The organism is Mesorhizobium sp. M7D.F.Ca.US.004.01.2.1 (assembly GCF_003997785.1).
Classification (GTDB): domain Bacteria; phylum Pseudomonadota; class Alphaproteobacteria; order Rhizobiales; family Rhizobiaceae; genus Mesorhizobium; species Mesorhizobium loti.
The window spans coordinates 1-13,183 of record NZ_RZRQ01000164.1 but is presented as its reverse complement, the minus strand read 5'-3'; the positions used below and the strand labels follow the sequence as shown (position 1 = coordinate 13,183).

Below are 13,183 nucleotides of genomic sequence, written 5' to 3'. Positions count from 1 at the left end.
GTAAGTGGACAGTGTCATGACCGACTACATCATCGTGGGCGCCGGTCCTGCCGGCTGCGTTCTGGCCAACCGGCTGAGCGAGGATCCGGCCAATTCGGTTCTGCTGCTGGAAGCCGGCGGCAAGGACTGGAATCCGTATATCCACATGCCGGCGGGCTTCGCCAAGATGACCAAGGGCATCGCCTCCTGGGGCTGGTCGACGGTGCCGCAGAAGCACATGAAGGACCGCGTTTTCTGGTACACGCAGGCCAAGGTGGTCGGCGGCGGCTCCTCCATCAACGCCCAGATCTACACGCGCGGCAATGCCCGCGACTACGACGCCTGGGAGAAGGAAGAGGGCCTCGCCGGCTGGGGCTATCGCGACGTGCTGCCCTACTTCAAACGCGCCGAGAACAACCAGCGCTACGCCAACGACTTTCATGGCGACCAAGGCCCGCTCGGCGTCTCGAACCCGATTTCGCCACTACCTATCTGCGAGGCCTATTTCCGCGCCGGCCAGGAGATGGGCATCCCTTTCAATCCGGACTTCAACGGCGCCAGCCAGGAAGGCGTCGGCTATTACCAGTTGACTCAGAAAGACGCCCGGCGCTCCTCCGCTTCGGTGGCCTACCTCAAGCCGATCCGCTCCCGCAAGAACCTCACCCTCCGAACCGATGTGCTGGTGACGCGCATCGTCGTCGAGAAGGGCCGTGCCATCGGCGTCGAGGTGGTGGACAGGCCGGGCGGCGAGAAGAAGATCCTGCGCGCCGAGCGCGAGGTGATCGTCTCGTCCGGCGCCATCGGCTCACCAAAACTCTTGATGCAATCGGGCATCGGCCCGGCCGATCACCTGAAGTCGGTCGGCGTCACACCGGTGCACGATCTGCCCGGCGTCGGCTCCAACATGCAGGACCATCTCGATCTGTTCGTCATTGCCGAATGCACCGGCGACCACACCTACGACAACTACGCCAAGCTGCACCGCACGGCCTGGGCCGGTCTGCAATATCTGCTTTTAAAGAAGGGGCCAGTGGCCTCCAGCCTGTTCGAGACCGGCGGCTTCTGGTACGCCGACCCGACCGCCGCCTCGCCCGACATCCAGTTCCATCTCGGCCTAGGCTCCGGCATCGAGGCCGGCGTCGAGAAGCTGAAAAACCCCGGCGTCACCCTGAACTCGGCCTTCCTGCGGCCGCGCTCGCGCGGCACGGTGAGGCTGAAGAGTGCCGATCCCGCCGACCACCCGCTGATCGATCCGAACTACTGGTCCGATCCCTATGATCGCGCCATGTCGATCAAGGGGCTAAGACTGGCGCGCGAGATCATGCGGCAGAAGGCGCTTGCCCCTTACGTGCTGCGCGAAGTCCTGCCCGGCCCGTCGCTCGCCAGCGACGACGAGCTGTTCGACTATGCCTGCCGCAGTTCCAAGACCGACCATCATCCCGTCGGCACCTGCCGCATGGGCCATGACGATATGGCCGTCGTGACGCCGGATCTGCGGCTGCGCGGCATCGAGGGCCTGCGCGTCTGCGACGCCTCGGTGATGCCGCGCGTGCCCTCCTCCAACACCAATGCGCCGACCATCATGGTCGGAGAAAAGGGCGCCGACCTGGTCCTCGGCCGCGAGCCACTGCCGCCGGCGGTGTTTTCCGGAAACCGGGCGGCTTAGCCACTCAGGAGCAAAATATGATCAGGCACTGTGTTTTCGCTAGATTCCGCAATGATGTTGGCGACGGCGAGCGCAAGGCGATCCATGCCGACCTCGAGGCGCTACGACAGGTGATCGATGGCATGGACACGGTCCAGTTCAGCGCCAATGTCAGCCCCGAGCCGTTCGCCCGCGGCTTCACCCACGGCTTCACCATCGATTTCCGCGATGCCGCCGCGCGCGACGCCTATCTGGTGCATGAGGCGCATCAGCGCGCCGGCGCGCGGCTGGTCGCGGCTCTCGAAGGCGGCACGGACGGACTGATGGTCTTCGATCTCGATCTTACGAAAAAGTGACCGCCGGCTTTTCGAAAGCCAGCTGATCGCTGTTCTCTTTTGCCAATCGGGCGACATATCGTTGCTCACGGGGATGGCAAAGGAGGAAGGTCTTGACCCTCAATTCGCAGCAGAAAAAGACTGTTCTGGCCTCATTCCTGGGCTGGACGCTGGACGCATTTGATTTCTTCCTTCTGACATTCCTGCTCACCGATATTGCGTCTGAATTCCAGACCGACGTTCCTGCAGTCTCCAAGGCGCTGTTCCTGACGCTGGCAACGCGCTTCATCGGCGCGTTCTTCTTCGGCATGCTTGCCGACAAATACGGGCGCAAGCCCATCCTCATGCTCAACATCGTCAGCTACTCGGTGATTGGCGCGCTGGCCGCCTTCTCGCCCAATCTCGGTATCTTCCTGGCGCTGCGCGCTCTGTTCGGCATCGCCATGGGTGGCGAATGGGGGCTTGGCAGTTCGCTGGCCATGGAATCCATCCCGCCCAGTGCCCGCGGCATGGTTTCGGGCATCCTGCAGTGCGGCTATCCGGCCGGTTATCTCCTGGCGGCGGTGGTCTATGGCCTGCTCTATCAGCAGACAATCGGCGGCTACACGATCGGCTGGCGTGCCATGTTCCTGCTCAGCTTCGTGCCTGCCCTGATTGTCCTGTTCATCCGCTCGCATGTGCCGGAATCGCCGGCCTTCGTCGAAGCGCAGAAGACCGCGAGACCAGGCCTTCTGGAAACGCTACAGAAACACTGGGGCGTCGCGCTCTATGCCGTCGTGCTGATGATGTTCTTCAATTTCTTCAGCCATGGCACGCAGGATCTCTACCCGACCTTCCTGAAGAAGCAGCACGGCTTCGATCCGCATACGGTGAGTTGGATCACCATCGTCGCCAACATCGGCGCCATCGTCGGTGGCCTGGCATTCGGCGCGCTGTCGGAGAAGATCGGCCGCGTCAACGCCATCACGCTGGCCTGCCTGATCGCCTTGCCGTCGATCCCGCTGTGGGCCTACTCGACCACGCCCTTCATGCTCGCCATCGGCGCCTTCATCATGCAGGTCGCGGTGCAGGGCGCCTGGGGCGTCATCCCGGTGCACCTCAATGAGCTTTCGCCCGGCGCGGTGCGGGCGACCCTGCCGGGCTTCATCTATCAGGCGGGTAATCTCGCGGCATCCTATGGCGGCCCCTATCAGGCTGGAATCGCTGAAAGCGCCGGGGGCAGCTATGGCTATGCGCTGGCGCTGTTCGCAGGCGTGGTCGCCGTTTGCATCATCGTCGTCATCCGTTTCAGTCCGGAACGACGTGGCCAGGTGATGACCGTGCTGAGTTGACAGCAGTCAACCAAGCCTAAGTGCGACGACACCGGCGACGATGCTGAGCGCGGCGGCACCGCGCCAGCCCGTCATCTTCTCGCCGAGCGCGAACACCGAGATCATCATGGCAAACAGGATCGAAGTTTCGCGCAGCGATGCCACCGAGGCGATCGGCGCCTTGGTCATCGCCCACATCACGATCCAGTAGGCCGCACCACTGAGCACGCCGGTGAACAGCCCCGTCTTCCAGTCGCGCGCCAGCACCGGCAGCGCCTTCGGCCCACGGAAGATGAGGCAAAGCACCAAGGCGCCAAAAGCATCGCAGATGAACAGCCAGGCGGCATAGCTCTGCGCCGTGGCGGCCAGCCGCGCGCCGCTGCCGTCGGACAGCGTGTAGCTGGCGATGAAGATCGAGGTGCCGAGCGCAAAGCCTACCGCGCGCAGGTTGAGTTTCTCCAGATGCGCGCCGCCGCGAAACGACATCACCAGCGTACCGGCCGACAACAAAAAGATGCCGAGAATGGCGAACGGGCCGGGAATCTCGGCAACGACGAACATGCCGCCAAAGGCCGCCAGCAGTGGTGCGGTGCCGCGCGCCAGCGGATAGGTCTGGGCGAAATCGCCGGCCTTGTAGGCGCCGATCAGGAAGGTCCGGTAGCCCATGTGGAAAACGACGGAGGCGATGATGTAGGGCCACACTTCCGCCTTCGGCACTTCGACGAAGGGCAGCACGACGAGTGCTGCGGCGCCCATGCCGAGCGTCATCAGCGTGATCGACAGGAAGCGGTCGAGATGGACCTTGACCAGCGCGTTCCAGATCGCGTGCATGGCGGCGGCGGCAAGCACTGCGAAGAAGACGAAAAGTGTCATGCGCGGCTCATGGGGCGATGCCGGGCGTTTCCAGGTCGATGTCGACCCGCAGCGGGAAATGATCCGATGCAACCTCGCCGATGTCGGCGCTGACCGAGCGCACGCGCCCGGCGAACATGCCGCCGACGAAGCAATGATCGAGCCGGCGCTTTGCCACTTTGCCGTCGATGGTCTTCACATGGGTGTGGAAGTCCTGAGCCGGCTCGCTGGCGACAGCGGCGGCGTCGACAAAGCCGTCGAGATAAGCAGCCCCGCGATGGTAGGGTGTGCTGCCGACGATACGGCTATATTCGGCGCTGCCCGGCTCCATGTTGAAATCGCCCATCCAGATCGCCGCCAGCGGGTTTTCCGGCTCCGCTTCACCACTGGTCCAATTGCGCGTGGGCTCATCGTCGACGCCGCTCCACGGCCCGCCATCGGACGGTGCCCGGCGATGCTCGGCCATGAGATAGTCGATCTGCTCCAGCCGCTCCTCGACCGCGATATGGGCGAGATGCAGCGATAACACCCGCACCGGGCCGGCCGGCGTGCGGATCATGCATTCGAGCGCCGCATTGCGGGTGTTGAGCGGCCGCAGCGTGCGGCGCATCGGCAGCGCATGCAGCCGCGACCAGACGATCGGCAGCTTCGACAGCACCATGGTGCCGAACTGGCGGCGCCGGTTGACCAGACGACCATCGCGCTGCTCGCTGGCATCCATGTCGAAGGCCGGGCCATAGACCCAGTAATAGTCCGGCAGGAGGCTGGAAAGCAGCTCCGGCTGGTCGTCGAAATTGCTGCGCTGCCAGTGCCGCTCGACCTCCTGCAAGGCAATGATATCGGCGCCGGCAACGATGCGCGCGGCGCGCGTAAGATCGTAGCGCCCGTCGCCGCCGAACCCGTACTGGATGTTGTAGCTGACCAGCTTCATTGCTTATCCGGCTCAATTTGTGATGCAGTAGCCGTTCGGCGATAGCGTTGCAATGTACCGAGCGAGCGACGGGGCTGGGCCAGCGGTCAGGTGGTCGTCAATGGCTGGAAACTTCCAGCCGGGGATGCCGCCAGTTCCGACCAGTCGATTTCTTCCTCCAGCCGGTGGTAGGCCTCGTCACCGATCGTACCGTTGCGGCGCAATTCCTCCAGCGTGTCGCGCTGGCGGTTGATGGCATAAAGGCGCAGCCGGTCATATTCGGTTGCCGCCTGTGCGTCCTCCGGATTTTCCGCGACCAGGCGCTGAGCCTCATATTGCTCGCGCACAACGGCTGCTGCGGCCGACGTCTTGCGGCTCAACACGTCGAGTGCGGCCTGCATGATGGCAACGCGCGCCTGCGCCACTTCGTTGTCGACGGTTCTGTCCGGGTCGAAGTTGAGTATCCGCAGCAAAGGCTTCAGGCTCATGCCTTGCAGCACCAGGGTGCCCAGAACCACTGCGAAGGCGGCAAGCACAATCGGATCACGGCCGGGAAAATTGGCCGGCAGGGCAATCGCCACCACCAGCGTCACCAGCCCCCGCATGCCGCACCAACCAACGAGCACCGCGCCGCCAAACGTCGGCATATCTCGTCTTGTTTCTTCGCTGCCGAAGCGGGCAAACCATCGTATGATCGCAACATAACTCGCCACCCAGACGAGGCGCGCCACGATGACGACGGCCAGCACCGTTGCGGCGAAGAGAAATGCTTCGCCTTGTCCTTCGCCGGAGAGCCGGCCGACGATCGACCGCGCCTGCAGGCCCATCAGCACGAAAGCCAGAACATTGAGCACGAACACCGCCGACTCCCAGACAGAATAGGTGCTGACGCGGCGTCTTGCCGACATGCGGCGCGGCGCCCTGCGCGCGATGGTCATGGCGTAGACGACGATGGTGATGATGGCCGAAAGACCGAGCCTGTCAGCGAGGATCCAGACCCCGAAAGTTCCGGCGAATTGCACCACCGTGCTGCTCGCCGCATCCTCGATCCGGGTGAGCGTCATGAGCGAGAAGCGGCCAAGCAGATAACCCGCGACGAGGCTGCCTATCGTTGATAGCAAGATCGTCGGAATGGCGTTGCTCAGCATGATCGAGCCGAGCGCTGCCGAAACCGCCAGCCGGTAGATCAGCAGTGCTGTGGCATCGTTGAGCAGGCTCTCGCCTTGCAAGATGGCGGTGATGCGGTGCGGCACCTTGAATTGCCCGAGCACCGCGGATGCCGCCACCGCATCCGGAGGTGCTACGATGGCGCCGAGCGCGATCGCCGCCGCGATCGGCAGGCCGGCCATCTTCCAGCCGACGAACGCAACCACCACAGTGGTGAAGACAACGGCGCCAAGCGCCAGCAGAGCCAGCGATAGCCGGTAGCGCTTCAGGTCGCGCAATGAGGTGTCATAGGCGGCGTCGAGAAGCACCGGAGCGATGAACAGGGCAAGCGCCAGTTCCGGATCGATCTCGATCATTGGCGCACCCGGCACGAAGGCAATCCCGACCCCGGCCAAAGCCAGTAGGGACGGATAGGGAATCTCCAACAGTCGCGATAACGCCGTCAATGCAACGGCAGTCAAAAGCAGGACAAGGGTGAGTTCGAAAAGAGCCATGGGCTGTTACTTCAGTGAGACGGGACTGCCGGCGCAGATATACCAGCAGGATGCGGTCGATTGGCCATCAAACTCAAGCCCTCTGGCTGTAGGCCTCTAACCGCCTCCTGCCGTACAAGACCGATATGATCCTCATCGGCCAATATGACTCCCCCTTCGTTCGCCGCGTCGGCATCGCGCTGACGCTCTACGGGATATCCTACGAGCATCATCCCTGGTCGGCCTTCGGCGATGCCGACAAGATCCGGTCTTACAATCCATTGACGCGGGTGCCGACGCTGGTGCTCGACAATGGCGAAGTGCTGATCGAAAGCCATTTGATGCTCGACTATCTCGACAGCCTCGTCCCAGCCGACCGACGGATGTTTCCGACGACCGAACCGGCCCGCCATCAGGCGTTGAAGGTCTCGGCCCTGGCCACCGGGCTCGGCGACAAGGCGGTCAGCCTGTTCTACGAGATGCGATTGCACGAGAAGGTCTCCGACCTCTGGGCTGGGCGCTGCCGCACACAGATAGAGACTGTCCTTGCCGTGCTGGAAGCCGATCTCAAGGAAAGGTCGACGCTCTACTGGTTCGGCGACCGCATCGGTCACGCCGATATCGCAGTTGCCGCGGTGTTTCGCTTCATCGGCGAGGCGCATCCAGGGCTGGTTTCGCCGGCTGACTTCCCAGCGCTCGGCGCACATGCCGAGCGAATGGAAGCACTGCCTGTCTTTCAAACGGTCTCACAACCGTTCATCGCGCCCGCCTAGGCAAGCGCTGGCGCAGCCTAGTGCAGCACCAGCATATCGCTCGACGAGAACGAGATCTCGGCCTTCTCACCGACCGCAGGCGGCGGCGTTGCCGGGCTGTTGAAGGTGTCGAGCGAGACCGTGTTGCCACCGATACCGACACGAACCCGGATCACCGAGCCGAGGAAATGCACTTCGGAGATTTCTCCCGACAGGCTGGAGTCGCGACCGGGCTGGCGGCCGAGCGAAATCGCTTCCGGACGCAACGCCAGCGACAGCGTGTCGCCCGACTTGGAGCCATTGAGCTTGCCCTTGAGCGAAACCTGTTCGGAATTGACCCGCACCGTGCCTGCCGCAGCGTCGGTGACAGTGCCTTCGAGCACGTTCAGCGTGCCGACGAAATTGGCGACGAACTTGGTTGCCGGGCGGTTGTATATCTCGAACGGCGTGCCGACCTGCTCGGCCTTGCCGCCATACATGACGGCGATGCGGTCGGAGATCGACAGCGCCTCCTCCTGGTCGTGCGTGACAAAGATGGTGGTGATGCCGAGCTTCTTCTGGATCGAGCGGATTTCCTCGCGCAGCGACACGCGCACCTTGGCGTCGAGCGCCGACAGCGGTTCGTCGAGCAGCAGCAGCTTCGGCTTCGGCGCGATGGCGCGCGCCAGCGCGATGCGCTGCTGTTGACCACCAGAAAGCTGGTAGGGATACCGATCCGCCATCTGCGGCAGCTTGATGATGCCGAGCATCTCCGCGACACGGGCGTCGATATCGGCCCTGGGCATGCCGGCGACCTTCAAGCCGAAGCCTATATTCTGCGCCACGGTCAGATTTGGAAACAGCGCATAGGCCTGGAACACCATGCCGACATTGCGCTGGTTGGGCTTCAGCCTCGTAATGTCCTTGCCGCCGACGACGACGGTTCCTGCGCTCGGCTCCTCAAAGCCCGCCACCATGCGCAGCACGGTGGTCTTGCCGCAGCCGGACGGGCCGAGGAACGAGACGAATTCGCCGCGCTCGACGTCGAGATTGAAATCCTCGACCACCGTGGTGGCGCCGAAGGATTTTCGAACGTGCTGGATGGAGAGGAACGGATCGGCCATGGTGTTGTTCTTTCGATCAGTACTTTTCGATCAATTGAGGCGGTTCGCCGATCTCGGCGCGAAGCGGGACAGGATCTGGATCAGCGACATGCAGCCCCAGGTGATGGCGAAGGCGATGATGGCAAGCGCCGCCGGCTCATAGGCACGGTTGGCGCCGATATTCTGCAGATACGGGCCGAAGGCCGGCCGGTTGAGCAGGCTGGCCATGGTGAATTCTCCGATGACGATAGCGAAGGTGAGGAAGGCACCCGAGAGCACCGCGATCAGCACGTTGGGCAGGATGACACGGGTGATGATCGTCCCCCAACCAGCGCCAAGGATCTGTGCTGCTTCCGTCAAGGTACGCACGTCGATTGTGCGTAGCCCGGTGTCGACGGCGCGATACATATAGGGCAGCGCCAGTGTCGCATAGCCGATGACCAGCAAGGCATTGGTGCCTGTATCGGTCGCCAGGAACGGCAGCGGCGAATTCGACCCGTACATTCTGATGTAGCCGAAGACGATGACGATGGCAGGGATGACCAGCGGCAGCAGCGTAATAAACTCGACGATCGGCCTCAACTGTGGCAGCCGGAGCCGGATCCAGTAGGCAGCCGGCACCACGATCAGCACACCGAGAATGATGGTGAAGACGGCGGCAAGCACCGAATAGCCGAACGTCGCCTGGAAACGTGCATCGCCGAGCACGACCTTGTAGGCGTCGAAGGAGTACTCGCCACGCCGCATGCGCATGGAAAACTCCACGGTCGCAATCAGCGGAATGAAGAAATAGGCCGCGCCAAGCGCGAACACGACCCAAGCCCAGAACCTTCCCGACTTCATTTCAGCCACCTCTCGGAACGGGTCCGGAACCAGATGTAGAAGACATTGGCCAGGCCGGTGATGAAGATCATGCCGAAGGCTATGGCATAGCCGAGATGGGCATTGTGCAGCACGTCACCGCGGATCTGCGCATAGAGCAGGATCGGCACGATGTTGAGCGACGAACCGGTCAACGCATAGGCAGTGGCAATGGCGCCGAAGGCATTGGCGAACAAGAGGATGACGGTGCCGAGGAAGCTCGGCCAGATCACCGGGATGACCACCATGCGCCAGTATTGCGCCATGGTTGCACCAAGCGTTGCGGCGGCCTCGCCCCATTCCTTCTTCAGACCATCGATTGCCGGCACGATGATCACCACCATCAACGGAATCTGGAAGTAGACATAGGTCAGCGTCAGCCCCCAGAACGACAGGATGTTGAAGCCGTGTGCGTAGATGTTGAGGCCAAACAAGGTGTTCAGGATCACCGTGGCAAGGCCCAGCCTGCCGAGCGTGGCGATGAAGGCGAAGGCAAGCGGGACACCGGCAAAATTGGAAGCAACGCCGGAGAAGGTCAGCGTCGCCGAGCGTATCCACTCCGGCAGGCCACCGCGCACAATGGCGATGGCGATGGCGAGGCCCGCGAAGGCGCCGATCAGCGATGACGCGAGGCTGACCTTGATCGAAATCCAGTAGGCGGCAACGATCGACGGCTGCGCCAGTGCGGCGATATTTTCGAAGGTGAATTCACCCGCATCATTCTGGAATGCGCCCAGCATCAGATAGAGCGTGGGCAGGATCAGGAACATGATGGCGAAGATGAAGAAAGGCGCGACACCAAGCCATTGCGTCGGCAGCCGCATGCTGCGTGCCTCGGCGGGAGGCGCGGTCTTCCCGGTAACAGCGTGGTCGGACATTGAGAGATCGGTCATGCGCCGGCTACCGTCTTCGAGAGAAGGACCGGGCGGCCTCGAGGCCGCCCGGTATGGTGTGAGTTACTTGACGTTGGCGCCGACGACGGCATCCCAGTTCTTGGTGATGGCTTCCTTGGACTTACCCTGCTCGTCGAGTGTCGGGAACACGGCGGACGCATAGGCTTCGGCCGGCGGCAGCTTGGCCAGCACGTCGGCCGGGATCTTGCCGTTCTTGGCGAGATCGTTGAAGCGGATCGGGTGGCAATAGCCTTTCAGCCAGCCGATCTGGCCTTCGTCCGAGTAGAGGTATTCGAGCCAGAGCTTGGCTGCATTCGGATGCGGCGCGTAAGCGCTGATCGCCTGCACGTAGACACCGGCGACAACACCGGTCTTCGGCACGACGACGTCAACGGGCGGGTTGCCCTTCAGCGTGTCGCGGCCAGCAAGCGCATTGTAGTCCCAGGTGATCAGGATCGGGGTCTGGCCCTGGGCGAGCGTGGCTGCCTTGCCGATGACCGGCACGAAATTGCCGGCGGCATTGAGCTTCTTGAAGAAGTCGAGGCCAGCGGTGCCGGCAGCCTCACCAGCGGCGGCGCCCGTCGACAGGCCGGCGGCATAAACACCCTGGATGGCCTGGTTCGAAGCGCGCGGGTCACCGGCGAGTGCGACCGTGTTGGCGAATTCCGGCTTCAGAAGATCGGCCCAGTCGGCCGGAGCTTCCTTGACGATGTCCTTGTTAACCTGGAAGGACAACACGCCGTAATAGTCACCGGTCCAGTAGCCTTCCGCGTCCTTGGCGCTGTCGGGGATCGTGTCCCAGGTCGACACCTTGTAGGGCTGGATCAGGCCATCCTTCTTGGCGGTCGGGCCGAAGGACAGTCCGACGTCGATGACGTCAGGCGCCTGCGGGCCCTTGTTGTCCTTGTTGGCCTTGATCGCCTCGACCTCGTCGCCGGAGCCGGCATCGGGGTTGAGTTCGTTGACGGTGATTTCCGGATATTTCGCCTTGAAGCCGGCGATAACGTCGCCGTAGCCGCACCAGTCATGCGGCAATGCGATGGTCGTGAGCTGGCCTTCCGCCTTGGCGGCCTTGACGAGATCGTCCAGCGACGCCGCGGACGAAATCACCGACGACACCATCAGTGTCGCGGCCGAAAGGGAAAGCACTTTCCCCGTGAATTTGAACATGTGTTCTCTCCGTTGAACTGACGCCGTTGGACGCCTGCGATGCGGTATCGTTTTCATGTGACAGACAGATGAAAGCTTTGTGAAACCGACTGCTCGCAGTGTGAAAAAGTAAACTCTTTTTAACCGGTTGTAGCAATCGCTTCGCGATTCTTTTTCCGGCTAACTAGTTTGTGCCTTGCCCGTCACCCCTCCCCTTGTTCCTGTAGCCCCTTTTCAGATCAATTCCCTGCGCGGAAAACGCCTCAGATCGTGCCGGCGATGGCGTTTTCGAGCAAGGTCAGCGCCGCCTTCTTGGTCAGCTTGACGGGGTTGCCGCCAGCGGTCGGATCGACCACCGCCATGTCGGCGATCAGCGCCTTGCGCTTCTTGTCCATGTCGAGCCCCTTGATCAGGCCCGGCAGCGCGTGCGGCACCTTCAATTCCTTGCGCAGCTTGATAATTGCCTTGGCGAACCCGTCGAAGCCGCCCTTGATGCCGCAATAAGCGGCGAGCCGGGCAATACGCTCCTCGATGGAGTCACGGTTGAAGGCAAGCACGTAGGGCATGAACACCGCATTGGTCATGCCGTGATGGGTGTCGTAGAGCGCACCGACCGGATGCGACAGCGAATGGATGGCGCCGAGCCCCTTCTGGAAGGCGGCGGCGCCCATCGCGGCGGCACTCATCATATGGGCGCGCGCGACGAGATCCTTGCCGTTGGCATAGGCCTTCGGCAGGTTTTCGAAGACCAGCCTCACACCTTCGACAGCGATGCCGTCGGCCATCGGATGATAGCCCGGCGCGCAATAGGCTTCGAGACAGTGGGCGAGCGCATCCATGCCGGTGCCGGCGGTGATGAAGCCGGGCATGCCGACCGACAGTTCCGGATCGGCAATGACGATGGCCGGCAACAATTTGGGATGAAAGATGACCTTCTTGGTGTGCGTCGCCTCGTTGGTGATGACGCCGGCGCGGCCGACTTCCGATCCGGTGCCGGCGGTGGTCGGCACGGCGATGATCGGCGCGATGGCATCTGAATTGGCGCGCGTCCACCAGTCATCGACATCCTCGAAGTCCCACACCGGCCGCGTCTGCCCGGCCTGGAAGGCGATCAGCTTGCCGAGATCGAGCGCCGAGCCGCCGCCGAAGGCGATGACGCCGTCATGCTTGCCCTTCTTGAACACGGCGATGCCGGCGGTGAGATTGGACTCGACCGGGTTCGGCCTGACCTCGGAGAAGACGCCGTAAGGGACCTTGGCATCGTCGAGGATCTTCAGTGTCGACGCGACGACCGGCAGTTTCGCCAGGCCCGGATCGGTGACGAACAGCGGCCGCTTGATACCGGTGGCCGCCAGCACTTCCGGCAATTCCTTGATGCGGCCGGCGCCGAAGCGGACGGTGGTGGGGTAGTTCCATTTGGAGATCAGCTTGGACATTTTTGTCTTTCAATAAATCAGATGGCTTCGCGCAGATGGAATGATTTCGGCCTGGTCAGATTGTCGTAGCCGATGGCCGACAAGCCCGCACCCTTGCCGGTGTCCTTGACACCGGTCCAGACCAAGGCAGGGTCGAGGTAGTCGCAGCGGTTCATGAACACCGTGCCGGTTTCGATGCGGTCGCCGATCGCCACCGCATGCTCGGTGTCGCGCGTCCAGATCGAGGCCGTCAGCCCGTAGGGGCTGTCGTTCATCAGCGCGATTGCCTCTTCGTCGTTGCGCACTTTCATGATGCCGACGATCGGGCCAAAGCTTTCCTCGCGCATGACGCTCATCTGA

At 62.7% G+C, this 13,183-nt stretch carries 13 protein-coding genes; 4 read left to right on the top strand and 9 right to left on the bottom strand.

Features of this window, described 5'->3' with window-relative positions:
• Nucleotides 1–16: 16 nt before the first annotated feature.
• The 3 genes from EN993_RS21120 to EN993_RS21110 all read left to right on the top strand — a co-directional run bounded on the left by EN993_RS21120 (nt 17) and on the right by EN993_RS21110 (nt 3,290).
• Nucleotides 17–1,645: a choline dehydrogenase gene (locus EN993_RS21120; protein WP_127264718.1), complete on the top strand. Its 1,629-nt coding sequence runs from the start codon at nt 17–19 to the stop codon at nt 1,643–1,645.
• A 17-nt stretch (nt 1,646–1,662) separates the two neighbouring features.
• A complete protein-coding gene (locus EN993_RS21115; RefSeq protein ID WP_109659226.1) occupies nt 1,663–1,980 on the top strand; it encodes a Dabb family protein in 318 nt (105 codons plus the stop codon).
• Nucleotides 1,981–2,072: 92 nt separating this feature from the next.
• Nucleotides 2,073–3,290: an MFS transporter gene (locus EN993_RS21110; RefSeq protein WP_109659224.1), complete on the top strand. Its 1,218-nt coding sequence runs from the start codon at nt 2,073–2,075 to the stop codon at nt 3,288–3,290.
• Nucleotides 3,291–3,296: 6 nt separating this feature from the next.
• Here the strand turns inward: EN993_RS21110 and EN993_RS21105 are convergent, their stop codons facing one another.
• The 3 genes from EN993_RS21105 to EN993_RS21095 all read right to left on the bottom strand — a co-directional run bounded on the left by EN993_RS21105 (nt 3,297) and on the right by EN993_RS21095 (nt 6,692).
• Nucleotides 3,297–4,142, bottom strand: a complete 846-nt coding sequence (locus EN993_RS21105; protein WP_109659222.1) for an EamA family transporter — start codon at nt 4,140–4,142, stop codon at nt 3,297–3,299.
• A 7-nt stretch (nt 4,143–4,149) separates the two neighbouring features.
• Nucleotides 4,150–5,052 (bottom strand): endonuclease/exonuclease/phosphatase family protein, encoded by a 903-nt coding sequence (locus tag EN993_RS21100; RefSeq protein WP_127264717.1) that lies wholly within the window; start codon nt 5,050–5,052, stop codon nt 4,150–4,152.
• A gap of 86 nt (nt 5,053–5,138) precedes the next feature.
• A complete protein-coding gene (locus tag EN993_RS21095; protein ID WP_127264716.1) occupies nt 5,139–6,692 on the bottom strand; it encodes a sodium:proton antiporter in 1,554 nt (517 codons plus the stop codon).
• A 125-nt stretch (nt 6,693–6,817) separates the two neighbouring features.
• On the opposite strand from EN993_RS21095, the gene EN993_RS21090 reads away from it, so the two are divergent.
• A complete protein-coding gene (locus tag EN993_RS21090; protein WP_126070378.1) occupies nt 6,818–7,444 on the top strand; it encodes a glutathione S-transferase family protein in 627 nt (208 codons plus the stop codon).
• A gap of 17 nt (nt 7,445–7,461) precedes the next feature.
• On the opposite strand, the gene EN993_RS21085 is transcribed toward EN993_RS21090, so the two are convergent.
• From EN993_RS21085 to EN993_RS21060, 6 genes are all read right to left on the bottom strand, one after another.
• A complete protein-coding gene (locus tag EN993_RS21085; RefSeq protein WP_127264715.1) occupies nt 7,462–8,526 on the bottom strand; it encodes an ABC transporter ATP-binding protein in 1,065 nt (354 codons plus the stop codon).
• A 30-nt stretch (nt 8,527–8,556) separates the two neighbouring features.
• Nucleotides 8,557–9,348, bottom strand: a complete 792-nt coding sequence (locus EN993_RS21080; protein WP_127264714.1) for an ABC transporter permease — start codon at nt 9,346–9,348, stop codon at nt 8,557–8,559.
• Nucleotides 9,345–10,244 carry an ABC transporter permease subunit gene (locus EN993_RS21075; RefSeq protein WP_181956539.1) on the bottom strand — a complete coding sequence of 300 codons (900 nt, stop codon included), beginning with the start codon at nt 10,242–10,244 and terminating at the stop codon, nt 9,345–9,347. The genes EN993_RS21080 and EN993_RS21075 overlap by 4 nt, the downstream gene beginning before the upstream one ends.
• Before the next feature lie 78 nt (nt 10,245–10,322).
• Nucleotides 10,323–11,429, bottom strand: a complete 1,107-nt coding sequence (locus tag EN993_RS21070; RefSeq protein ID WP_126070381.1) for an ABC transporter substrate-binding protein — start codon at nt 11,427–11,429, stop codon at nt 10,323–10,325.
• Nucleotides 11,430–11,671: 242 nt separating this feature from the next.
• Complete coding sequence (locus EN993_RS21065; protein WP_127264713.1) at nt 11,672–12,844, bottom strand: iron-containing alcohol dehydrogenase; 1,173 nt, start codon at nt 12,842–12,844, stop codon at nt 11,672–11,674.
• 17 nt (nt 12,845–12,861) lie between these two features.
• On the bottom strand, nt 12,862–13,183 hold a 322-nt coding region (locus EN993_RS21060), incomplete at its 5' end, for an aldehyde dehydrogenase family protein (protein WP_127264712.1).

Coding starts and splice junctions, on each gene's coding strand:
- EN993_RS21065 (WP_127264713.1), bottom strand. CDS start 12,844: ATGTCCAAGCTGATCTCCAAATGGAACTACCCCACCACCGTCCGCTTC.
- EN993_RS21080 (WP_127264714.1), bottom strand. CDS start 9,348: ATGAAGTCGGGAAGGTTCTGGGCTTGGGTCGTGTTCGCGCTTGGCGCG.
- EN993_RS21100 (WP_127264717.1), bottom strand. CDS start 5,052: ATGAAGCTGGTCAGCTACAACATCCAGTACGGGTTCGGCGGCGACGGG.
- EN993_RS21085 (WP_127264715.1), bottom strand. CDS start 8,526: ATGGCCGATCCGTTCCTCTCCATCCAGCACGTTCGAAAATCCTTCGGC.
- EN993_RS21070 (WP_126070381.1), bottom strand. CDS start 11,429: ATGTTCAAATTCACGGGGAAAGTGCTTTCCCTTTCGGCCGCGACACTG.
- EN993_RS21115 (WP_109659226.1), top strand. CDS start 1,663: ATGATCAGGCACTGTGTTTTCGCTAGATTCCGCAATGATGTTGGCGAC.
- EN993_RS21105 (WP_109659222.1), bottom strand. CDS start 4,142: ATGACACTTTTCGTCTTCTTCGCAGTGCTTGCCGCCGCCGCCATGCAC.
- EN993_RS21120 (WP_127264718.1), top strand. CDS start 17: ATGACCGACTACATCATCGTGGGCGCCGGTCCTGCCGGCTGCGTTCTG.
- EN993_RS21090 (WP_126070378.1), top strand. CDS start 6,818: ATGATCCTCATCGGCCAATATGACTCCCCCTTCGTTCGCCGCGTCGGC.
- EN993_RS21075 (WP_181956539.1), bottom strand. CDS start 10,244: ATGTCCGACCACGCTGTTACCGGGAAGACCGCGCCTCCCGCCGAGGCA.
- EN993_RS21095 (WP_127264716.1), bottom strand. CDS start 6,692: ATGGCTCTTTTCGAACTCACCCTTGTCCTGCTTTTGACTGCCGTTGCA.